Source organism: Streptomyces sp. NPDC051104, from assembly GCF_040682835.1.
Taxonomy (GTDB): Bacteria; Actinomycetota; Actinomycetes; order Streptomycetales; family Streptomycetaceae; genus Streptomyces; species Streptomyces cynarae.
Genome location: NZ_JBFBBS010000002.1, coordinates 161,680 through 184,706, shown reverse-complemented (window position 1 = coordinate 184,706; position 23,027 = coordinate 161,680). Strand labels below are relative to the sequence as shown.

The following is a 23,027-nucleotide window of genomic DNA, read 5'->3' as shown; positions in this document are numbered from 1 at the left end:
GCCCCCGCCTTGCTCGTCGTGTGTGGTGCGCGCGTGTTGAGAGGCAACCCGAGGGTCCTTCCGTGCGAAGCCCGTGGTGGAGGGCGGGCCACGCTGGGGAGGCCGACCCGCCGTCATCCCGTACGGGTGGCCGGGTACATGCGTTCACCACGGCGCCCCAGCACCTGGCAAACACCCGGCAAATCCGAGGTCAACCCACTCTGGGAGTACGTCGGGTCGCACAGGTGAGGCGATCGGGAAAGAGTCGCCCCGGGGCCGCGCGCCGCCCGCCCATTGGCTCCGCGCGGTCCCGGGTGTCTGTGGGGGCTACGCCGTGCCCACTGCCGTGAGCAGGGCGAGTGGTGTCGCCGCCGAGCGGGACTCGCGCACGCAGGCGTGCGGGTACGGCACCGGCTCCGGGTGGCTGTCGCGGCCGTACCCGGCGAGCACCTCCGGCAGCCGGTGGCCCGTCGCCGTCGCCGCGTCGACCAGGGCGTGGGCGACCGCACGGGCCTCGTCGTGCAGGCCGTAGCGGGCGAGGCCCAGCGTGATCAGCGCGTTGTCGTGCGGCCAGACCGAGCCGCGGTGGTACGACATCGGGTGGTACGCCGCCTGGTCCGCGGCCAGGGTGCGGACGCCCCAGCCCGAGAAGAAGTCCTTCTCCAGGAGGCGGCGGCCCACCAGTTCCCCGTACTCCTTGTCCAGCAGGCCCGACCACAGCAGATGCCCCGCGTCCGAGGCCAGTGCGTCCACCTGGTTGCCACCGCCGTCCAGCGCCAGCGCCGGGAACCCCTGGTCGTCCATCCAGAAGTCCCGCTGGAAGCGGTCGCGCAGATCCGCGGCCGCCTGTTCGAGCAGCGCCGCGTACACCTCGTCCTCCCACACCGTGCGCGCCAGGTGCGCGGTGCGGCGCAGCGCGTCGTACGCGTAGCCCTGCGCGCCCGCCGCCACCACCGGCCCGGTGGGGCGGCTCCCGTCGGCGGAGCAGATCGCGCCGGGGGAGTCCTTCCAGTTCTGGTTGGCGAGGCCGCCCTGGTCGGCGCGGTAGACCAGGTACCCGCGCGAGGTGAGGCCGCCGTGGTCCAGCATCCAGCCGATCGCGGCGCGGGCGTGGGGCTCCAGGCGGCGAGCCATCGCCGTGTCACCGGTCTGCTCGACGTAGGCCCCGAGCAGCACCAGGAAGAGCGGTGTCGCGTCGACCGAGCCGTAGTACCGCCCGTACGGCACCTGCCCGAAGTGTGCCAGCTCCCCGTGCCGCACCTCGTGCACGATCTTCCCCGGCTGGGCGACCGACCCCGCGGCGACCTCGGTCGCCTGGGCCGCGGCGAGCGCGGGCAGGGTGGCCGCCGCCGGCTCGGGGCGGTAGGGGAGCACGAAGAGGGAGGTCAGGAGTGCGTCGCGGGCGAGGAGCGTGAGGAACCAGGGCGCGCCGGCCGCCGGGACGCGCAGCTCCTCGCCGTCGGGGCCCATCGCCGGGACCTGGAGCGCGGCCAGGTCGGACAGGCCCCGCGCACAGGCCGTGGCCAGCTCGGGCCAGCCGGTGGGGAAGGCGATGCCTTCCATGAACTCGCCCTCCAGGCGGAGGAGTTGGTGGTTGGCGGCGGCCGGGGACGCGGGGACCACCGGGTCCTGAGCCGCCCCGTGCGGCCGGGCGGCGACCCGCAGGGACAGTTCCGCCGAGCTGTGCGGTTCCAGCTCCAACGTCCACACCAGGCGCCGGGCGCCCGTGCCGGTCTCCTCGACACCGTCCGGAGCGGGCTCCGCCGTGACCCTTGTACAGGACCGCCACTCGCCGCGCCGGTAGCCGAACTCCACGCCGTCCTCGCGTACCCGGCGGAAGCGCACGGCACCCGTCTTGGCGTAGGTACGGTGGTCGGAGCGCAGCTCGAACTGGTCAGTGAAGTCGGCGTCCGCGGTGACCGCGACACGGACCGTGGTCGGCACCGGGCGGTTGCTGGTGACGCGCAGCGACTCCACGAACGCGCCGTCGACGACGGCCTGTTCGCGGAAGAGCGTGTGCGCGGGCGGCTCCTGGCGGCCTCCGCGCGGCACGAGGACGCAGCGCGCCGTGTCCCCGTCGGCGACCGGCGTGAGTGTCTCGGGCACCGCGCCGTCCACGGTGAGCTGCCAGCGGCTCAGATGGCGTGCGTCCCGTACGAACAACCCGGACGGGGAGGTGACGCCCCGCACCCCGGTGATGTCCCCGCTGTCGCTCACGGCGGCGAACGTCCCGCCGCACACGAGCAGATGATGCCGGTCGGTCATCCCCGGCCCCCTCCCTTGTCACTCCTGTCGAACGTGCCGGTGCCCGTCGGGGACACGCCCTGTCCGGGCTGGTCGTGGAGCAGGTCGAGTGTGAGGGCGGCGGTCCAGCCGAAGCCGGCCGCTCCGCACGCCTCGCCGGTGTACGGGTCGACGTACTCCGCGAAGTCGGAGGTGCCCGCGGTCTCCAGCAGGGCCTCGCGCAGCGCGTCGGCGTCCGCCTGCTCGCCGTGCAGGCGCAGACCGCGCTCCAGCAGCCAGCCGGTGTTGAACCAGGCGGGCCCGCGCCAGTACCGGTGCGGGTCGAATGCCTCGCCGAGCAGGTCGTAGCTGGGCACGAGCCGGGTGGCGTCGCCGAGTGAGAAGTGCGGACCGCGCAGGGTGCGGAGGAGGGCGGTGGTGATGTCGCGCGGGAGGGTGGGCAGCAGCAGGGGGATGAGGCCGGAGACGGTGCGCTCGGGGACGAGGGTGCCGGTGGGGGAGCGGCGCTCTGATCCGGGAGCGCTGCTCCCGAAGCGCTGATCTCGATCGAGAGCACCGCTCTTGCGCATCTCGCCCCCATACACGTCCCGGCAGAAGAACATTCCCTCCACCGGGTCCCACAGCCGGTCGATCAGAGCCCCCGTCAGGCGCTCCGCGCGGGCTTGCCGTGCCGTCCCCGGTGCGCCCAACTCCTGTGCGATACACGCCAGCGCGTGCTCCGACGCGATCAGCAGCGCGTTGAACGCCGGGTCCTCCACCGCGAACATGCTGTTTCCGTCGGCGTATCCGCCGTCGCGGTACTCCGTCGCCAATCGTACGTACCGCCCGTAGTCCAGATCCGTCGGCCGGTCCTCCGGCGCGCCGTGGGCCAGGTCGGCGCGGCGGAACGAGCGGGCCGGGGCCGGGGTGATCCGGGACAGCGGCGCGTCCCAGGCGGGGCTGTTGTCCATGCCCTGCTCCCAGGGATGCACCACCGAGGCCAGCCCGCCGCCGCCCAGGTCGCGGTGGTGCAGCAGATAGCGGTGCCAGGCAGCCAGGTGCGGGTACACCCGGGCGAGGAAGCCGCGCGCCAGTGACAGCCCCGGGTCGGCCAGGTGCACCAGCCAGGCCGCCAGCGCGTGTACCGGTGGCTGCACGATGCCCGAGGTCTGTACGGTGCGCGGGGCGCCCGCGGCGCGCCCGGCCGTGGAGGAGCGCCAGAAGTCGGGGCTCGGGAAGTACGCGTCGAAGGGCACGGAGGGGTTGAACACGATGTGCGGAATCCGCCCGTCCGCCCACTGTGCGTCCAGCAGTGTCTCCAGCTCGGTCTGCGCCCGTAACGGCGAGATGTGGCGCAGCCCGATCGCGATGAACGCCGAGTCCCAGGACCACTGGTGCGGGTACAGCCCGCGCGAGGGGACCGTGGACGTCCCCGTCCAGTTGGCGTCGAGTACCTGCGCCGCCCTGACGTGCAGCGATCCCCGAACGGCCGGATCGTATACACGTGCCCCGGAAGGGGTGGTCCCACGGGGGCGGGACGTGGTCGGTGAGCCCGTGGGACCCGCGGGAGGCGCCGGTTCCGCACGGCGGGCGGTGAGTTGGGTCGTGCGCTCCACTCAGGTCTCCCCGAAAGACGTGCGGCCGAACGGTTCGGCGCGGTTCGGCAGTGGCTACCGTAGGGTTACGTCTATTTAACCCGCAAAACTCACTATGTAATGCAGGGTTGGTGAACGCAAGGGGGTGTGCATGAGCGGAAGAGCCGGAAAGCCGGGCGGGTCGGCCGGCGCCGGAGATCTGCTCCAACTGGTGCGCAGTGGCCGCGCCACGACCCGGGGTGCCCTGCAGCAGGCCACCGGCCTGTCCCGGGCCACGGTCGGCCAGCGCCTGGACCGGCTGTTCCGGGCCGGGTGGCTGCGCGAGGGTGCGGGCGGACCGGTCGACTCGCCGCTGGGCGGACGCCCCTCGATCACGCTGGAGTTCGACGACGCCCATGCCGTGGTGCTCGCCGCCGACCTCGACACCCGGCACGCCCGCGCGGCCGTCCTCACCCTGGCCGGTGAGATCCTGGCCGAGCACACCGGCGTCCTGCTCCTGGAGGAGGGCCCGGACGCCGTCCTCGGTGAACTGGGCCGCTGGTTCGCCGGACTCCTCGACAAGGCGGGCCATCAGGCGCACGAGGTCTGCGGGATCGGCCTCGCGGTACCGGGGCCCGTCGACAGCGACACCGGCCGGGTCGTGCAGCCGCCGATCATGCCGGGCTGGGACGGCTACGACATAACGGGGCGCCTCGCCCGCGCCTTCACCGAGCACGCGCGCGGCGCCGCAGACGTCCCCGTCCTGGTCGACAACGACGCGAACCTGATGGCGTACGGCGAACAGCGCACCGCCCACCAGGATTGCCGGGCGTTCGTGCTGGTCAAGGTCTCCACCGGTATCGGAGCGGGTGTGGTCGTGGACGGCCGGATCTACCGCGGCGTCGACGGGGGCGCCGGCGACATCGGGCACATCCGGGTCCCCGAGGGCGCCGACGCGCTGTGCCGGTGCGGGTCCTACGGCTGCCTGGCCGCCGTCGCGAGCGGCGGTGCCGTGGCGGGCCGGCTGGCTCAGGCAGGGGTGCCTGCCGCCTCCGGCTCGGACGTACGGGACCTGCTGGCCGCGGGGCACCCGGAGGCCGTCGCGCTCGCGCGGGAGGCCGGGCGGAGGGTCGGGGAGGTGCTGGCGACCGTGGTGACCCTGCTGAACCCGGGGGTGCTGATGATCGCGGGCGACCTGGCCGGGACGCCGTTCCTGACGGGCGTACGGGAACTGCTGTACCAGCGGGCGCTGCCCCGCTCCACCGCGCATCTGGACGTGGTGGTCTCGCGGCTCGGGGAGCGGGCGGGGCTGGTGGGTGCGGGCGCGTTGGTCGTCGAGCACCTGTACGCACCGGCGCGGGTGGAGGAGCGGCTGAAGGCACTGGGTGTCTGAAGCCCCTGTCCACGCCCGGAGATCCCTCCTGGTTCTTGTCGTGTGCGTGACAGTTGCATTTCGGTCCGGATCGGCGTCCGCATGGTGAAATCGGGCGACCTCGGTTAGCGTGATTCTCGCCACCCCTGATAGGGGTTGCGCTCAGATGAGCGGATCTTGGGCGGTTGCACTTCCTCAAGGGGTGGCACTGAGTGTCACGCCTTGATCGTTCATCGATCGAAAATCAGAAGTGCCGAGACCCGCTCATGTGAGCATCAGACCCCCTCTGCGGGCGTTGATGCCTTCAACAAGTGAAAACATCGCCCGATCGCCACTTGCCAAGCCTTGACTTTCGATCCGGTGGCGGACGAGTGGTTACGGGCGCATGACGGACAAGTGGACGTACCCAGACGCCTTTGATCTGGGTATGTTCCTCGCCGTCAGGGCAGCCACCGCGTCCTCGAGGAGTCGAGACCGTGTCGGAAAACAAAGATCGCCACGTAACAGAGAACGGCGTCGAGGGCATGAAGTTCGTTTACGACTTCACCGAAGGCAACAAGGACCTCAAGGACCTTCTCGGCGGCAAGGGCGCGAACCTCGCCGAGATGACCAACCTGGGCCTGCCGGTCCCTCCGGGCTTCACGATCACCACCGAGGCCTGCAAGGTCTACCTGGACAGCGGCGAGGAACCCCCGGCACTGCGTGACGAGGTGAGTGCGCACCTCGAGGCCCTCGAGAAGAAGATGGGCAAGAAGCTCGGCCAGCCCGACAACCCCCTGCTCGTCTCCGTCCGCTCCGGGGCCAAGTTCTCGATGCCCGGCATGATGGACACCGTCCTGAACATCGGGCTCTCCGACAAGTCCGTGCAGGGCCTGGCGAAGCAGGCCGGCGACGACCGCTTCGCGTGGGACTCCTACCGCCGACTCATCCAGATGTTCGGCAAGACGGTCCTCGGCGTCGACGGCGAGCTCTTCGAGGACGCGCTGGAGGCCGCCAAGGAGGCCAAGAAGGTCGCCGACGACACCCAGCTCGACGCGGCCGACCTGAAGAAGCTGGTCGCCAAGTTCAAGAAGATCGTCAAGACGGAGGCAGGGCGCGACTTCCCGCAGGACCCGCGCGAGCAGATGGACCTCGCCATCAAGGCGGTCTTCGACTCCTGGAACGGCGACCGCGCCAAGCTCTACCGCCGCCAGGAGCGCATCCCGCACGACCTCGGCACCGCGGTCAACGTCTGCTCGATGGTCTTCGGCAACCTCGGCCCCGACTCCGGCACGGGCGTCGCCTTCACCCGGGACCCCGCCTCCGGCCACCAGGGCGTCTACGGCGACTACCTGCAGAACGCGCAGGGCGAGGACGTGGTCGCGGGCATCCGCAACACTGTCCCGCTCGCGGAGCTGGAGAACATCGACAAGAAGTCGTACGACCAGCTGCTGCAGATCATGGAGACGCTGGAGAACCACTACAAGGATCTCTGCGACATCGAGTTCACCATCGAGCGCGGCAAGCTGTGGATGCTGCAGACCCGCGTCGGCAAGCGGACGGCGGCCGCGGCCTTCCGCATCGCGACCCAGCTGGTGGACCAGGGCCTGATCGACGAGGCCGAGGCGCTGCAGCGGGTGACGGGCGCGCAGCTCGCGCAGCTGATGTTCCCCCGGTTCGACGAGAAGGCCAAGGTCCAGCAGGTCGCACGCGGCATCGCGGCCTCGCCGGGCGCGGCGGTCGGCAAGGCGGTGTTCGACTCGTACACCGCGGTGAAGTGGTCCCGCTCCGGCGAGAAGGTCATCCTGGTCCGCCGCGAGACCAACCCCGACGACCTGGACGGCATGATCGCGGCCGAGGGCATCCTGACCTCGCGCGGCGGCAAGACCTCCCACGCGGCCGTCGTCGCACGCGGCATGGGCAAGACCTGTGTGTGCGGCGCGGAGGAGCTGGAGGTCGACACCAAGCGCCGCCGGATGACCGTGCCGGGCGGGCAGGTCGTCGAGGAGGGCGACCTGATCTCCATCGACGGCTCCAGCGGCAAGGTGTACCTGGGCGAGGTCCCGGTCGTCCCGTCCCCGGTCGTCGAGTACTTCGAGGGCCGGATGCACGCGGGCGCCGACGACGCCGACGAGCTGGTCGAGGCGGTCCACCGGATCATGGCCTTCGCGGACCGCAAGCGCCGCCTGCGGGTGCGCGCCAACGCCGACAACGCCGAGGACGCGCTGCGCGCACGCCGCTTCGGCGCCCAGGGCATCGGCCTGTGCCGCACCGAGCACATGTTCCTCGGCGACCGGCGTGAGCTGGTGGAACGCCTGATCCTGGCGGACACGGAGACGGAGCGCGAGGAGTCGCTCAAGCAGCTCCTGCCGCTGCAGAAGAAGGACTTCGTGGAACTGTTCGAGGCGATGGACGGCCTCCCGGTCACGGTCCGCCTGCTGGACCCGCCGCTGCACGAGTTCCTGCCGGACATCACCGAGCTGTCGGTCCGCGTGGCCCTCGCCGAATCCCGCCAGGAGCCGCACGAGAACGAGTTGCGCCTGCTCCAGGCCGTGCACCGGCTGCACGAGCAGAACCCGATGCTCGGCCTGCGCGGCGTACGTCTCGGCCTGGTCATCCCCGGCCTGTTCACCATGCAGGTCCGGGCGATCGCGGAGGCGGCGGCCGAGCGCAAGGCGGCCAAGGGCGACCCGCGCGCCGAGGTCATGATCCCGCTCGTCGGCACGGTCCAGGAGCTGGAGATCGTCCGCGATGAGGCCGACAAGGTCATCGCGGAGGTCGAGTCGGCGACGGGCATGGAGCTGAACCTCGCGATCGGCACGATGATCGAGTTGCCGCGCGCCGCGCTGACGGCCGGTCAGATCGCGGAGGCCGCCGAGTTCTTCTCCTTCGGCACCAACGACCTCACGCAGACGGTGTGGGGCTTCAGCCGGGACGACGTGGAGGCGAGCTTCTTCACGGCCTACCTGGAGAAGGGCATCTTCGGCGTCTCCCCGTTCGAGACGATCGACAAGGACGGCGTGGGCAAGCTGGTCCGCGACGCCGCGAAGGCGGGCCGCGCCACCCGCCCCGACCTGAAGCTCGGCGTGTGCGGCGAGCACGGCGGTGACCCGGAGTCGGTGCACTTCTTCCACGAGGTGGGCCTGGACTACGTCTCCTGCTCCCCGTTCCGCATCCCCGTGGCCCGCCTGGAGGCCGGCCGCGCGGCGTCGCAGTCGCAGGGAAGCGACCACCGGTAGGTCCTCCGGCGGACCTTTACCGAACGCCGGAACCGCTGCCGGTCACCCCGACCCTCACCGACACGGCAGCGGTTCCGGAGCACCGAGAGAGGGCGGCACCCCTGTGCGGGGGGTGCCGCCCTCTCGCGTCAGCAGATCCTTACAAGAAACGGTGCAGTGGAGCGGACTCCGTCAGCAGCATGGTGACCCGGTGGGCGAGCCGCTGCCACGCCTCCTCCTGGGCGTAGGAGAGCCGCACGTCCTCGTCCCCGGCTGCCTCCAGCGCGGCGAGGAGGACGTCGGTGTCGGCGTCGGGCGCGAGGTCCACCATCGACAGCACACGCGCCAACGCACCGACCAGGCCGACCGCGGACTCGCCGGTCGCGGAGGCCTCGCCGAGGAAGCCGGCGACGACGCCTGACCCAGGCGGAACGACAAGGGCTCCGGACAGCTCACGCAGCAGCGCGTACAACAGGTCTGTGTCGCCGGTGGGCAGCTGGAGGGCGCGCAGGCCCTCATGTTCCCAGCGACCGTTCGGCGTCCACACCCTCGGCCCGCGTGCCACAGCTTCGGTCAGGACCGCCCGGATACGCCGGAAGGCCGCGAGCCCGCCCGTGAACAGCGCGTCTTCACCCGCTCCACGGGGAGCCCGGGCCAGGGGAACCAGCAAGTGCTGCTCCACCCGGTCGCATTGAGCGTCCAGTTCCGGATCCACGACGACGAGGCGAACTGACGTGCGCTGCTGGTGCTCCTGCTCCATGTCGAACACTCTGCCAGTCGGCTCTGACAACGGTCGTAGGGGCGTCCCGCGGACCCGGCGCCCGGCCCCCGGCGCCCGGCCCCCGGCGCAGGCCTCGTGGCCGGGCTGTGCGCTGGGCAGCGGCCGCATGAGGCGCGACCCGCAGGTGCGACACATTCACGGGCCGGGCGGCTGCCTGGCCGCCCTCGACGACTGCCTGCGCGGCGCCTTCGGCCACACCGCCCCGCTACTCTGCTTCCGTCTCACAGCGCGCCCCAGCCCCGCCCCGGAACCCTCACACCCACCCCCCGCCCCCGCTGAGGGCAGCGTTCCCCGTGGGAAACAGTCGTGATGCGGCCGGGTAACGTCGGCACCGCACGCTCGACACATGACCTCGAATACGCGTGTGGTGGTGATCGGCGCCGGGCTCGCGGGCGTCCGTCTCGCCCGGCGGCTCGGCGAGCTCGGTGTGCCGGCCCTGGTCGTCGGCGAGGAGGAGCACCCCCCGTACAACCGTGTGCTGCTCGCCGACGTGCTGGCCGGCCGCTACGCGCCCGAGGTGATCTCCCTCCCGGCACCCGAGCGCCTCGTCCGCGCCCGGGTCACCCGGATCGACCGGGCGGCCCGCGAGATCCACTGCTCGGACGGCGAGGTGATCGCATACGACACGCTCGTCCTCGCCACCGGTTCGAACCCCGTCCTGCCGCCCCTGCGCGGCCTGCTCACCCCCGACCGGTCCGAGCTGCCCGAGGGCGTCCACGCGTTCCGCACCATGGACGACTGCCTGGGCCTCGCCAAGGCCGTCCGCGCGGGTGTGCGCGCCGTCGTCATCGGCGGCGGGCTCCTCGGCGTCTCCGCCGCCCGCGCCCTCGCCGCCCGCGGCGCCCAGGTCGTCCTGGCCCAGCAGGCCGAGCGCCTGATGGAACGCCAGCTCGACCCCTCCGCCTCGAAGCTGGTGCGCCGCCACCTCACCGACCTCGGCGTCGAGGTCCACACCGAGACCCGGGTGCGCGGCGTGCGCACCCTCGGCGGCGCCGTCCGCACCGTGGAGATGGCCGACGGCTACGCCCTGGACACCGACCTCGTCGTCCTGGCCTGCGGCGTCCACCCCCGGGTGGGCCTCGCCCAGGACGCGGGCCTCGCCGTCCACAAGGGCGTCCTCGTCGACGACGAACTGCGCACCTCCGACCCGCACATCCGGGCCATCGGCGACTGCGCCCAGCACGACGGCACGGTGTACGGGCTCGCCACCCCGGCTCTGGAACAGGCCGAGGCGCTGGCGGAGTCGCTGGCCGGAGAGCCGAACTCCCGCTACACCGGCACCCGCTCCCTGACCCGGCTCACCCTCGCCGGGCACGACTTCCTCGACCTCGCCGCCTTCGGCGAGACCGAACCCCGCCCCGGCGACGACGTCGTTCAGCTCACCGACGCCACCCGCGGCACCTACAGGAAGGTCGTCGTCCGCGACGACCGCCTGGTCGGCGGCGTACTCGTCGGCGAACTCGGCACCGTCGGCGCGCTCGCCCGCGCCTGGGAGGGAGCGGAGCCGCTCCCCACGGACGGTGCCCCGCTGCTCCACCTGCTCACCAACGATGGAGGCTCCTGATGTCCACGGACACCACCCCCACGATCGTGCTCGTCGGCCATGGCATGGTCGGCCAGCGCTTCCTCGAAGCGCTCGCCGAGCGCGGCCTGACCGCCACGCACCGGGTGGTCGTGCTGTGCGAGGAGCCCCGCCCCGCCTACGACCGCGTCCAGCTCACCTCGTACTTCTCGGGCATCACGCCCGACGAGCTGTCCGTGACCGACATGAAGTTCATCGCCACGCACGGCATCGAGCTGCACATCGGCGACCCGGCCGAGACCATCGACCGGGAGGCGAAGACCGTCACCGCCCGCTCCGGGCTGACGGTCGCGTACGACACCCTCGTCCTCGCCACCGGCTCCTACCCCTTCGTCCCGCCGGTCCCCGGCAAGGACGCCGAGGGCTGTTTCGTCTACCGCACCATCGAGGACCTGCTGGCCATCGAGGAGTACGCGAAGACGAAGGCGACGACGGGCGCGGTGGTCGGCGGCGGTCTGCTCGGTCTGGAAGCGGCCGGCGCGCTCAAGGGCCTCGGCCTGAACACGCACATCGTGGAGTTCGCTCCGCGTCTGATGCCCGTACAGGTCGACGAGGGCGGCGGCGCCGCGCTGCTGCGCACCATCGAGGACATGGGCCTGACCGTGCACACCGGCACGGGCACCCAGGAGGTCGTCGTCGGTGAGGACGGCTCCGTCACCGGCATGAAGCTCTCCGACGGCTCCGAACTCGCCACCGACATGGTGGTGTTCTCGGCCGGTGTCCGCCCCCGCGACCAGCTCGCCCGCGACTGTGGCCTGGCGGTCGGCGAGCGCGGCGGCATCACCGTCGACGAGCAGTGCCGCACGGTCACCGACCCGCACGTGTTCGCGATCGGCGAGTGCGCGCTCGCGGCGGACGGCCGGGTGTACGGCCTGGTCGCGCCCGGTTACGAGCAGGCCGAGACGGCGGCCGCGACCATCGCCGCCGACGAGGCGGAGTTCACCGGCGCCGACCTGTCCACCAAGCTCAAGCTGCTCGGCGTGGACGTGGCCTCCTTCGGCGACGCGCACGGCGCCACCGAGGACTGCCTCGACGTCGTCTACTCCGACTCCCGCTCGGGTCTGTACAAGAAGCTGGTCATCGGCCGCGACGGCACGCTGCTCGGCGGCATCCTGGTCGGCGACGCGGAGGCGTACGGCACGCTGAAGGCCTTCACCGGTTCGGTCCCGCCGGTCTCGCCCGAGTCGCTGGTGCTGCCGGCGGGCGCCGGGGAGTCCGCCCAGCTCGGCCCGACCGCGCTGCCGGACGACGCGATCATCTGCTCCTGCAACAACGTCACCAAGGGCACGATCCGCGGCGCGGTCACCGCGCACAGGTGCACCACCGTGCCCGAGGTGAAGAAGTGCACCAAGGCCGGTACGACGTGCGGCAGTTGTGTCAAGGTGCTGGGCCAGCTGGTCGACGCCGAACTCGAGGCGAGCGGCGTCGAGGTCGACAAGGGCCTGTGCGGCTGCTTCTCGCAGACCCGCGAGGAGCTGTACGAGATCGTCCTCGCCCTGCGCATCAACTCCTACCAGGACCTGCTCGACCGCTACGGCCGCGAGGGCGCCCGCGGCGGCGACGGCTGCGAGACCTGCAAGCCGGCCGTAGCCTCGATCATCGCCTCGCTCGCCCCGGCGATCGGCGCGAGCGGCTACGTCCTGGACGGCGAGCAGGCCGCGCTGCAGGACAGCAACGACCACTTCCTGGCCAACCTGCAGAAGAACGGCTCCTACTCGGTCGTGCCGCGCATCCCCGGCGGTGAGATCACCCCCGAGAAGCTGATCGTGATCGGCGAGATCGCCCGGGACTTCGGCCTCTACACGAAGATCACCGGCGGTCAGCGGATCGACCTGTTCGGTGCGCGCGTCGAGCAGCTCCCGCTGATCTGGGCCCGGCTGGTCGACGCCGGCTTCGAGTCCGGCCACGCCTACGGCAAGGCGCTGCGGACCGTGAAGTCCTGCGTGGGCTCCACCTGGTGCCGCTACGGCGTCCAGGACTCCGTCCGCATGGCGATCGACCTGGAGCTGCGCTACCGGGGCCTGCGCTCCCCGCACAAGCTGAAGTCGGCCGTCTCCGGGTGCGCCCGCGAGTGCGCCGAGGCCCAGTCGAAGGACTTCGGCGTGATCGCCACCGCGGGCGGCTGGAACCTCTACGTCGGCGGCAACGGCGGCGCCACCCCGCGCCACGCGGACCTCCTCGCCCAGGACCTGTCCGACGCGGAGCTGATCCGCCTCATCGACCGGTTCCTGATGTTCTACATCCGCACCGCCGACCGCCTGGAGCGCACCAGTGTGTGGCTGGAGCGGATCCCCGGCGGTCTGGACCACGTGCGCGACGTGGTCGTCCACGACTCGCTCGGCATCTGCGACGAGCTGGAGGCCCTGATGGCCGCGCACGTCGCGAACTACCGCGACGAGTGGGCCGAGACCATCAACGACCCCGAGAAGCTGGCCCGGTTCGTGTCCTTCGTCAACGCGCCGGACACCCCCGACCCGGTCGTCGGCTTCGTCCCCGAGCGCGACCAGATCAAGCCCGACCTGCCGCTGCTCGCCATCGGCACGCGACCCCTGGAAGGAAGCGCCCAGCGATGACCCTGGCACTCGAGACCACCCACCTGAAGATCGAGCTCCGGATCGACGAGGACACCTGGTTCCCGGTCTGCGACATGAGCACGCTGACCCCGGGCCGTGGCGTGGCGGCACTGCTGCCGGACGGCCGCCAGGTGGCGCTCTTCCGGGACCGCTCGGGCCGGCTGTACGGCATCGACAACCGGGACCCCTTCGGCGGCGCCGCGGTCCTCTCCCGGGGGCTGACCGGCACCCACCAGGGCCGCCCCTTCGTCGCCTCGCCGCTGCTCAAGCAGCGCTTCGACCTGGAGACCGGCCAGTGCCTGGACGACGAGACGGTCCGGGTGGCGGCGTACGAGGTACGGGCCGCCTGAGGACGGCGCCGAGGACCCCTCCCACTGTCCGCCGGGCCGGTCACAGGCCCGGCGGCGGGGCCGTCCGCAACCTCGGAAGGCCCTCGTGCAACCTCAGAAGACCCTCATATGGATGGACGGGCCACCGACCCCGTCCCTAGGGTCACGATCATGCCCGACATCTCGCTGACCATGGACGTCGCCCTGTGCCTCGCCGCGCTCGCGGCCGGCTGGATCGACGCCGTGGTCGGAGGTGGCGGGCTGCTGCTGCTTCCCGTACTGCTGCTGGGGCTGCCCGGCGGCACCCCGGCGTCGTACGCGCTCGGCACCAACAAGGCCGTCGCGATCGTCGGGACGACGGGGGCGGCCGTGACGTACGCGCGCCGGACACCGGTCGACGTGGGGACGGCCGTACGGATCGGGGTCGCGGCGCTCACCGGGTCCACGGCCGGGGCGTTCGTGGCCGCCGGGCTCAGCACGGACGTCCTCAAGCCGGTCGTCATGGTGGTGCTGCTCGCCGTCGGCGCCTTCGTGATCCTGCGCCCCGCCTTCGGCACCGCCCCCTCCACCGCGCCGGTCTCCGCACGCCGGGTGCTCGCCGCGATCGGGCTCGCGGGCCTCGGCATCGGCTTCTACGACGGTTTCATCGGCCCCGGCACCGGCACCTTCCTCGTCCTGGCGCTCACCGCGGTGCTGCACCTGGACCTGGTGACCGCCTCCGCCACCGCGAAGATCGTCAACTGCTGCACCAACGCGGGCGCGCTCGCCACGTTCGCGTGGAAGGGCACGGTGTTCTGGCAGCTGGCGGTGCTGATGGCCGGCTTCAACCTGGCGGGCGGCATGATCGGGGCGCGGACGGCTTTGAAGCGGGGCAGCGGGTTCGTGCGGATCGTGCTGCTGACGGTGGTGTTCGCCCTGGTCGCGAACCTGGCGTACCAGCAGTGGTCGGCCTGAGCGGTAGGTGCCGCAGGTGTCCCGGGCGGTTCAGCGGCTGCCCGTCAGATGGGCGAAGACGACCACGTTGCCTTGGTAGCCCGTCGCCTTCGAGTAGCCGCCGCCACAGGTGATCACCCGTAGCTCCGGGCGCCCCGCCGCGCCGTACACCTTGTCGTCGGGGAAGTTCCGCGCGGCGTAGACCTCGACCGCGTCCACGCTGAACACGGCGGTCGAGCCGTCGCGGCGGCCGATCTCGATCGTGCTGGCCTTGCGCAGGGCACCCAGGTCGTAGAAGACCGCCGGGCCCCGGGTGTTGTCGACGTGCCCGGCGACGATCGCGGTGCCGATCTCGCCGGGCATGGTGCCGGCCTCGTACCAGCCGGCGAGGTTCTTGTCGTCGGCGGGCGGGACGTCCAGGCTGCCCACACCGGTCAGTCTCAGGCCCATCAGCGGGGCGTCCACGTGGATCGAGGGTATGCGGATGCGGTCGGGCGGGGAGGGCGGCAGCGCGGGCGCGGCGGAGCCCTCGCGGTCCGGGTCCACGGCACCCTGCGCAGCCGAGGGTTGAGGGGGAGCATCGCTCTTGTAGGCGCTGTGCAGCAGCCAGGCGCCGGAGCAGAGGGAGACCGCCGTGACGGACGCTATCGCGGCGTTTCCGACCTTGTGCACACCAAGCTCCTTCCGGCAGGGCCAGGGCCTTTCTTGCGGATCAGCTCGGCGTCGCGGGGTGTGGCGCGCACTCCCCCACTGCCTTGACGGCGTGGGGGCACCCCCAGCGGCGTTGTCGTCGGTCGCCGACTCCCCCAGCTCGAACACGCTCGCGCGGGGGGACCCCCATCGCGTCGACTCCCTCCTCCGCCTTGCATCTGCACGCACCACGCCCCGCTCGGCTGGGCTGAAAGGGACTGTCTCTTGCGGCCGACCTGATCCGAAAGACAGGCCCTGGTCCCGGACCCCCTCCGGGCCGCGAGGGGCAGTCGGACCCGGAGGGGATGGGGAAGGCGGTACCGGCGACGGACAGCGGAGGTGTCCGTCAGATCCCGTCGCCTCTCAGTCGGCGATGCAGGAGCCAGGTACCGCCCGCGGCGGCGACGGCGAGTGCCGTCACACCGGCCGCGGTCCGCACGGGGTCGGGGCCGAATGCACCGCCGACCCCCGTCTTCACGCTTCCTCGCGGACGCGTCTGATCCTTGGCCGCGCTGAGGGTGACCGTCAGGTCGCCGGTCACCCTGGCCCGCCGGCCTCCGGAGCACGTGGCGACGATCTCGTACGTCCCCGGCTGCGCGCTGGGCGGCACCCGGAACCGGCCGATCACGTCCTGCTCGTGCGTGCTGGGCGCGAGCGTGAACGTGCCGCTGCCGACCGCGGTGGCGTCGCCCGCCGCGGAGCCGTCCGCGCCGCACGCCGCCGTGTTGACGGTGACCACGCTCCCGGGCACGGCCATGGAGGGGAAGACCTCCAGCCTCCCGGTCTCACCGCCGTACGCGGGTGCGGCGGCGAGGGCGAGCGCGGCGAGGACGAGCGCGGTGCCGGTCAGCGAACGGGCCGTACGTCGCATCGTGGTGCTCCTCGGGCGGGACACGGCCCGCGGCCTCACCGGCGTGCCGCTGTGTCGGTCGTGTCCCCGCACTGTCGAGGAAAAGGGCAGCGGGCCGCGGCCGCTCGCTGACGATATGTCAGGAATACGGTGAACGGGTGCCCGGCGAAGGCGTTGGCGGCTGCATTCGGGCAGGTCAGCGGCGCAGGGGCGGTGAGTGAGAGAAGAACACCCGAGGGTGAACCGGGTGGTGGACAGGGGTGGTGAACGGGTGACCGGTCGTCAGGCGCCGGATCCCGTCCGCCGCGCCGCCGGGAAACCCCGGTCCGCCAGGGCCTCGGTCACCGCCCGGTGCCCCACCGCCGCCAGGACCGGATTGGTCTTCCGGTAGTAGTGCTCCGCCATCAGGCCGAAGCACAGGGCCCAGCCCCGGCCCCGGGCCCAGGTCGCGTCGTCCACGGCGGCCGCCTCGCGGAACAGGTCGCGGGTGCCGTGGGTGAAGACCGCCCACGCGGCCAGGGTGTCGGCCGCCGGGTCGCCCACGCCCAGGCCGCCGAAGTCGATCACCGCGGTCAGCCGGCCCGCGGTCGTGAGCAGGTTCCCGGGCAGGAGGTCCCCGTGCAGCCAGACCGGATCGCCCTCCCACTGCGGGAGCCGGACGACCTCCTCCCACAGCGCGGTCGCCGCGGTGGCGTCCACCGTGCCGTCCGCGCCCAGGTCGTGGATGGCCGCGCGGACGTACGCGTCGTTCGCCGCCACCGGGCCGCCCCGCCAGGACGCCGGACCGCCGCTCGCGTCGACCCGCCGAAGGGCCGCCACGAAAAGGCCCAACTCAACGGCCGCCGCGTCGAGTTCGGTGATCGGGTCGTCGTAGGCGTCCCCGCCGTCCAGCCAGCGCAGCACCGACCACGGCTGCGCGTACCCGGCTGCCGGGGCGCCCCTGCCGAGCGGCACCGGGACGGTCAGCGGCAGATGCGGGGCCAGCAGCGGCAGCCAGCGCTGCTCCTCGTCCACCTGCCGCGCCCCGTCGGGCCGCCGGGGCAGCCGTACGACCATGTCGTCGCCCAGCCGGTACATGGCGTTGTCCGTCCCGGCGGACGGCACCTCGGTGACCGGCAGCCCGGCCCACTGGGGGAACTGCTCGGCGACCAGCCGGCGCACCAGCGCGGTGTCCACGTCCAGTTCGTCGGCGTGCATCTTCGCGGCGGGCATCGGTCTCCAGCGGGGGGACGGCGGTCGGGTGCCGCAGCGTAGGCAGGGCGGCACCCGGCCCGCCACCGTATTTCCCTCAGCCGACGTTCACGGCGCTCCAGGCCGCCGCCACCGCGTTGTACTCCGTGCTCCCCGCCCCGTAGAGGTCCTTCGCCGCGTTCAGCGTCGCCGTGCGGGAGCCCGCGTAGTTCGTCGAGGACGTCATGTACACCGTGAGCGCCCGGTACCAGATCTTGCCGAGCTTGTCCCGGCCGATGCCCGTCACCGTGGAGCCGTTGCAGGTGGGGGAGTCGTAGCCGACACCGTTGATGGTCTTGGCGCCGCTGCCCTCCGCGAGCAGGTACGCGAAGTGGTTCGCGACGCCGGACGAGTAGTGCACGTCCAGCTTGCCCACCGAACTGCTCCAGCAGTCCGCCGAGTTGCCGTCCTTGGACGGCTTGTCCATGTAGCGCAGCGCCGACTTGCCGAAGCCCGACCGGACGATCTTCTCGCCGATCAGGTAGTCACCGGGGTCGGAGGTGTTGTTCGCGTACCACTCCACCAGCGTCCCGAAGATGTCCGACGTGGCCTCGTTCAGGCCGCCCGACTCCCCGGAGTACGCCAGCGCCGCCGTCTTCGACGTCACGCCGTGCGTCATCTCGTGCCCGGCCACGTCCAGCGCCACCAGCGGCCCGAGCGTCGTGCCGTCACCGTCGCCGTACGTCATGCAGAAGCAGTTGTCGTCCCAGAAGGCGTTGTTGTAGTTCGTGCCGTAGTGGACGCGGTTGTAGGAGCCCTTGCCGTCGCCCGCGATGCCGCTGCGGCCGTGCACGTTCTTGTAGTAGTCCCAGGTCACGTCGGTGCCGTACTGCGCGTCCACCGCCGCCGAGGAGCGGTCCGCCACCGTGCCCGAACCCCAGTGGTTGTCGGAGTCGTTGAAGAGGGTGGCGGGAGCGCGGCTGACGCAGATGGTGGTGAGGAAGCACAGGTCGGTCTTGTTCTCGGCGTCGCCCGTGTACGTGTCGCCCCGCGTGGGGTCCTTGAGCTGGTACGCCGACCCGGACTGCGTCGTCTCCAGCGGAACCGTCCCGCTGTAGAGGGACTTGCCGTCACCGGTCGCCGTCTCGATGCTGTCCCAGGCGTCGATCTGCCGCCCGGTGCCGGCGTCCGTGACGACCGTGCGCGCGACCGGGTTGCCGAGCGTGTCCTGCCCGGTGACCTCGGTGCGCCAGGCCAGCCGGGGCGCGCCGTGCAGCGCGTCGACGACGAGCTGCGGCCTGGCGGTCAGGTGCTTGAGCAACTCCCCGGCGTTCGCGGCGCGCAGCGCGGCGGTGGCGAGGTCGGCGGCCTTGGGGGCCTTCACGGCCGGAGTGGTGGTCGGCAGGGAGATGTCGCGCCTGGTGGCCCGGTCGGCGCTGCGGTACGAACCGTCGGGCGCCAGATGAAGCACGAAGTCGCCGCCGACGACGGGGAGCTGATGGTAGGTCCGGTCATAGCGCACATGCCGACTGCCGTCCGGGTCCACGACGACGTCTCGTACGTTCGTGCCCTGCGCCGGCGTCAGGCCCAGGCGGGCGGCCTCGCGCACCAGCACCGCCGCGGCGTCGCGGATCACGGTGGACCGGCTGGGTCTGGCGGCCGCGTCGGCGGCGGGGGCCGGGGCGAGCGCGGCGGCCAGCAGGGCGGCGGCGGTCGCGGCGGTGCCGGCCGCGGTGAGACGGGAACCTCGGGCAGGCCGTATCCGGCTCATCGGTCTCCTAGGGAAGGCGCCCGGGGGCGCGTGGGGAGGGCAGGGGCGGGGAACCCCCTGGCGTCCCTCCGATTGAAGGGTCCAGGGCATGTCATGTCCATGGAGCAGTCGGGGAGATGTGTGAGGGGGAAGAATCGGTTCTGTGAGACTGCCGTTCTTCGTCTACGGGACGCTGCGCCCGGGGGAGCACAACCACGCCCTCTTCCTGCGCGGCCGCACCGGCTCCGAGGAGCCGGGCCTGCTGCGCGGCGCAGTGCTGTACGAAGGGCCCGGCTACCCCTACGCGGTGGCGGACGAGGACGGCGGCACGGTCACCGGCGAGATCGTCACCGCGCGGCCCGAGGAGTACGACGGTCTGCTCATCCTGCTGGACCGCCTCGAGGAGTACGTGCCGGGTGATCCGCGCAGCTTGTACGAGCGGGTGCAGCGGGAGGTGACCGCCGCGGACGGCAGGACCGTACGGGCCTGGGTGTACCTGGCCGCACCCGCCGTGGCGGCACGGCTGCGGCGGCGGGGCAAGCTGATCGAGACCGGGGACTGGCTGAGCCGGCGGACTCCGGAAACGGGGTGAGCCCCGGCACCCTGTGCCGGGGCTCACCCCGTTGGGAACGGAACCGACCGTCAGCCGAAGGCCTTGATCGTGTTCCAGTTCACCGACAGGACGACCCTCACCGCAGCGTTGGTGTTCGTCCGCGACGGGTGGTAGATCCGCGTGTAGCCGTCGGAGGCGAAGCGGGCCCAGATGTCGGGGACGCCGTCCTGGTTGACGTCCGGGATGCCGATGGCCGTCGGCACGCCGGCCTCGTCCCAGCCGGTGCCGTAGGACTCGTCCTTCCCGGTCAGCGAGTTGGCGGCCAGCTTCAGCGACTCCAGGTCGACGCTGCCGGTGACGGCACCGGGCTTGCCCTGGCGGTCGTACATGTTGCCGTTGTCCAGGTTGCGCCACAGCAGGTCGGGCGTGTTGTCGCCGCTGATGTCGGTGACGTTGACGATCTCCCGGCGGGCCCAGGCGGTGCCCTCCATCAGGGTCGCGGTCTGGAAGGAGGCGCCGGTGTAGCCGGACAGGGTCCAGAACGCGGTGCCGGCCCGCAGCACGAGGTCGGGCAGCTTGTCGCCGGTGATGTCACCGACGGCCTTGATCTGCGTCCACGTCGAGGGCGCGGGGGCGTTCGACGGGAGGCGGACCTCCAGGCGCTGGGAGACGTCGAAACTGCCGTAGCCGTCGCCGGGGTAGAGGTAGAAGTGGCCGTCGGGGGTGACCGCGAACAGGTCGGTGGAGCCGTCGCCGGGGTAGGCGTCCTGGTAGTGCGTGATCAGGGCGGCCTTGCCGGTGGCCGGGTCGAACCAGTGGCCCTGTGGGTCGGCCTGCTGGTCTTGCGGCTTGGTGCTGTCGTAGGACCCGGTCAGGCAGTTGTACAGGTCGCCGTCGTCGCCGCCGACGCAGTTGCGCAGGTTGCCGTTGGCGTCGACGATCAGCAGGTCCGGCTTGGCGTCACCGCCGGTGTCCATGGGGCCGTCGGCGGTGTCCCGCGGCGGCACGTAGAAGGTGTAGTCGGTGCGCTGGCTGGCATTGCCGGCGGCGTCGTAGGCGTACACCTGGAGGGTGTTGGGGCCGGCGTGCGCGGGGGACATCGGGTCGACGGTCGCGGTGCCGTTGGTGGCGGTCACGTAGACCGGGTTGTTGCCCTCGAAGGACCAGCGGAACTTCGCCGCGCCCTCGGAGGTGAAGGTCACCGCGCCCTTGCCGCCGAACTTGACGGTGGACCAGGTCTGCCCGTCGGGTGTGGCCGCGGGGAAGTCGTCGCTGTCGACGGTGGGCTGCGGCGGGGCGCTGGCGTCGATGTTGAGCCGGCACGGGTCGGTGCCGGGAGGGAAGTACGAGGAGGTGAGGCCGCCGGAGTCCTCCGCGCGCACGTCCCACGAGTAGGTGGTCTTGTCCTCCAGCGGGAACGTGGCGGGCACGGTGTAGGTGGCGGTTCCGGTGGAGTTGGGAGTGACGAGCCAGCCGGACGGAACCGTGCCACCGGTCTTCCAGAAGCGGAAGCGCAGCTTGCTGAGGTTGCCGTCGGCGTCCTTTGCGTTGGCCGACAGCACGATGTTGGTCTTGCCGACGGTCACGCCCGAGCCGCCGACGGAGCAGGTACCGCCCGGCGTGGTCTTGCCACCGGTGGGCTCGGAGGGCGGCCGGTTGTAGATGACCTCGAGGGTGGCGCTGGTCGCCTGGAACTTGCGCCACGTCTGCACGTCCGACTCGCTGCTCGCGCGCATGCCGAAGGTGATGTTCGACCAGCCGCCGTCGGCGGCCTTCTGCGCGCCGGCCGTCACCGGGAACGCCTCGTAGTCGTCGGGGCACGAGCTGGAGGACCAGCCGTGGGCGAAGGAGTGGTGGTCCAGCTGCTGGGACCAGCTCGGCTGCTTGTTCCAGGTGGTGCCCGAGGAGATGGCTCCGGTCAGCCAGAACTGGAAGTCACGGGTGGTGCAGGACCAGGAGTGGTTGTTGAGCACCTTGAAGGTGGCCTTGGAGACGTCCGCGCCCTTGATGTTGGTGTCGAACTTCATCCGCCAGAAGGAGCGGGCGGTGCCGCCGGTCTCGTTCTCGTAGCCGACGCGGGCGTCGGAGGTGCCGGAGGAGAAGTTGGTGCCGTTCCAGAAGTTCGAGTTCGGGTACGGCTTGTAGGCGACGGTCCAGGCGAGCCAGCCGCCGTTCATGGTCGGGTCGACGAACACCGGGAACTTCACGTCGGCGTTCGTGAACAGCCCGGTCTGCGCGGCGTGCAGGTCGAGGCGTGCGGTGCCGGTGCCGTCACCGTCGAGCTTGACCGGCATGGGGGCGCTGTGCGCGCCGGGCTCGATGCCGCTCAGGCCGGACAGCTTCAGCACGTCGGTGGGGGTGTCGACCGAGGTGCGCGGGGTGCCTCGGCCCTCGTCGAGTTCGGGGTCGCGGCCGGCGGAGTCCCAGGCGAACGGGGTCGGGACGGAGCCGATTTCCTTGCCGGAGCGGTCCTGGACCAGGATGCGGCCGCTGCCGGCGTCGTGGTGGAAGACGGCCGTCTTGGAGCGCAGGCCGTAGGCCACGGTGGCCAGCGCCGGGGACTGCGCGGCCTCCTTGGTCTTGACGATCAACAGCTGGGCGAAGCCGCCCTCGGCGCGGGCGACCAGCAGCAGGTCGACGCCGGGCAGCACCTCGGAGTACAGGGCGCGCGGGCCGTCGAGCACCGGCTCGGGCAGGGCGCCGGGCCAGGTGTAGGCGACAGTGTGGCCGTCGATGTCGACCTCGGCCAGCACGGTGTCCTGACCGGCCGTCAAAGGTGCACGCGCGAAGGAGCGGTCGGCGCGACCGTCCTTGCTGCCGCTGGAGAAGCGGACCGGCTGGGCGGGGTTGACCGGCTGGATGCCGAGGCCGCGCGGGGCGTTCTTCACCCGCCGCAGGTGGTTGTCGATCGGCGCCCACTGGCCCGTGGCGGTCTTGGCCCGGGCCGGCGTGGCCGTGATGCGGGTGCGCAGCCGGCCGTCCGGCTGGGCCCACGTCTGGGAGGTGGCCGTGGTGGCCGTCTCGATGAGGACCGGCTTGTGGGTGCGGCGGGCCTCGGCCTGGGCGCCGGCCTCGTCGCGCGGGCCGGTGGCGGCCTGCCGGGCGCGGGTGGCCTTGTCAGCCTGGGGTGGTGAGGCGTCGTCGGGTTGCCACCAGGGCAACAGTGCGGCGGTCAGGGCGGCCAGGACGAGGCCGAGGGTGACAGCCAGCCTGGTGCGCGTGCGCACGAAGGGGCTGAGGAAACGAGGCGGCGCGGACACGGCGGCGGTCTACTCCCGTGTGGACCAGGCGGATACGGACAGCACGAACGGCCCCGGTCGGCGGGCCGCGGGGCAGAGTCGCGCACACGATCACATGAACGTCACCCCAGGTCTACATATGAAGAATTTATGAACTTGTGACGATCGAATGGGGAGGACTTGACTCCGCTTTGACGGTGTCTCAAGTGCGGCTTTTGGTCACCTGAAGTGC

General features: G+C 71.8%; 15 protein-coding genes. 7 read left to right on the top strand and 8 right to left on the bottom strand.

What is annotated here, in order from left to right:
* Positions 1-306: 306 nt before the first annotated feature.
* Both AB0N14_RS05480 and AB0N14_RS05475 read right to left on the bottom strand, forming a co-directional pair.
* Positions 307-2,244, bottom strand: coding sequence for a glycogen debranching N-terminal domain-containing protein (locus AB0N14_RS05480; protein ID WP_366024402.1), 1,938 nt, complete (start codon positions 2,242-2,244; stop codon positions 307-309).
* On the bottom strand, positions 2,241-3,818 hold the full coding sequence (locus AB0N14_RS05475; RefSeq protein WP_366024401.1) for a hypothetical protein: 1,578 nt from the start codon (positions 3,816-3,818) through the stop codon (positions 2,241-2,243). Before AB0N14_RS05475 ends, AB0N14_RS05480 begins: the two co-directional genes overlap by 4 nt.
* A 130-nt stretch (positions 3,819-3,948) precedes the next feature.
* Here AB0N14_RS05475 and AB0N14_RS05470 point away from each other — a divergent pair, with 130 nt between their 5' ends.
* Both AB0N14_RS05470 and ppdK read left to right on the top strand, forming a co-directional pair.
* Positions 3,949-5,169, top strand: coding sequence for an ROK family protein (locus AB0N14_RS05470; RefSeq protein WP_366024400.1), 1,221 nt, complete (start codon positions 3,949-3,951; stop codon positions 5,167-5,169).
* A 503-nt stretch (positions 5,170-5,672) separates the two neighbouring features.
* Positions 5,673-8,366 carry a pyruvate, phosphate dikinase gene (gene ppdK / locus AB0N14_RS05465; RefSeq protein WP_366024602.1) on the top strand — a complete coding sequence of 898 codons (2,694 nt, stop codon included), beginning with the start codon at positions 5,673-5,675 and terminating at the stop codon, positions 8,364-8,366.
* Positions 8,367-8,505: 139 nt separating this feature from the next.
* Here ppdK and AB0N14_RS05460 read toward each other — a convergent pair whose 3' ends face one another.
* Positions 8,506-9,105 (bottom strand): hypothetical protein, encoded by a 600-nt coding sequence (locus tag AB0N14_RS05460; protein ID WP_366024399.1) that lies wholly within the window; start codon positions 9,103-9,105, stop codon positions 8,506-8,508.
* Positions 9,106-9,472: 367 nt separating this feature from the next.
* Here AB0N14_RS05460 and AB0N14_RS05455 point away from each other — a divergent pair, with 367 nt between their 5' ends.
* The 4 genes from AB0N14_RS05455 (at position 9,473) to AB0N14_RS05440 (ending at position 14,564) form a co-directional block, all read left to right on the top strand.
* Positions 9,473-10,690, top strand: a complete 1,218-nt coding sequence (locus tag AB0N14_RS05455) for an FAD-dependent oxidoreductase (protein WP_366024398.1) — start codon at positions 9,473-9,475, stop codon at positions 10,688-10,690.
* On the top strand, positions 10,690-13,281 hold the full coding sequence (gene nirB, locus AB0N14_RS05450; protein ID WP_366024397.1) for a nitrite reductase large subunit NirB: 2,592 nt from the start codon (positions 10,690-10,692) through the stop codon (positions 13,279-13,281). The genes AB0N14_RS05455 and nirB overlap by 1 nt, the downstream gene beginning before the upstream one ends.
* Positions 13,278-13,631, top strand: coding sequence for a nitrite reductase small subunit NirD (gene nirD, locus AB0N14_RS05445; RefSeq protein ID WP_366024396.1), 354 nt, complete (start codon positions 13,278-13,280; stop codon positions 13,629-13,631). The genes nirB and nirD overlap by 4 nt, the downstream gene beginning before the upstream one ends.
* A gap of 150 nt (positions 13,632-13,781) precedes the next feature.
* On the top strand, positions 13,782-14,564 hold the full coding sequence (locus tag AB0N14_RS05440; RefSeq protein WP_366024395.1) for a TSUP family transporter: 783 nt from the start codon (positions 13,782-13,784) through the stop codon (positions 14,562-14,564).
* Positions 14,565-14,594: 30 nt separating this feature from the next.
* On the opposite strand, the gene AB0N14_RS05435 is transcribed toward AB0N14_RS05440, so the two are convergent.
* The 4 genes from AB0N14_RS05435 to AB0N14_RS05420 form a co-directional block, all read right to left on the bottom strand.
* Positions 14,595-15,215 carry a class F sortase gene (locus AB0N14_RS05435; protein WP_366024394.1) on the bottom strand — a complete coding sequence of 207 codons (621 nt, stop codon included), beginning with the start codon at positions 15,213-15,215 and terminating at the stop codon, positions 14,595-14,597.
* 364 nt (positions 15,216-15,579) lie between these two features.
* Positions 15,580-16,104, bottom strand: coding sequence for a hypothetical protein (locus AB0N14_RS05430; RefSeq protein WP_366024393.1), 525 nt, complete (start codon positions 16,102-16,104; stop codon positions 15,580-15,582).
* 261 nt (positions 16,105-16,365) lie between these two features.
* Positions 16,366-17,295 carry an aminoglycoside phosphotransferase family protein gene (locus AB0N14_RS05425; RefSeq protein ID WP_366024392.1) on the bottom strand — a complete coding sequence of 310 codons (930 nt, stop codon included), beginning with the start codon at positions 17,293-17,295 and terminating at the stop codon, positions 16,366-16,368.
* Between the two features lie 76 nt (positions 17,296-17,371).
* Positions 17,372-19,024 carry a M4 family metallopeptidase gene (locus AB0N14_RS05420; protein ID WP_366024391.1) on the bottom strand — a complete coding sequence of 551 codons (1,653 nt, stop codon included), beginning with the start codon at positions 19,022-19,024 and terminating at the stop codon, positions 17,372-17,374.
* Positions 19,025-19,166: 142 nt separating this feature from the next.
* On the opposite strand from AB0N14_RS05420, the gene AB0N14_RS05415 reads away from it, so the two are divergent.
* Positions 19,167-19,595, top strand: a complete 429-nt coding sequence (locus AB0N14_RS05415; protein ID WP_366024390.1) for a gamma-glutamylcyclotransferase family protein — start codon at positions 19,167-19,169, stop codon at positions 19,593-19,595.
* A 50-nt stretch (positions 19,596-19,645) separates the two neighbouring features.
* Here AB0N14_RS05415 and AB0N14_RS05410 read toward each other — a convergent pair whose 3' ends face one another.
* On the bottom strand, positions 19,646-22,816 hold the full coding sequence (locus tag AB0N14_RS05410) for a DNRLRE domain-containing protein (protein ID WP_366024389.1): 3,171 nt from the start codon (positions 22,814-22,816) through the stop codon (positions 19,646-19,648).
* Positions 22,817-23,027 lie beyond the last annotated feature (211 nt).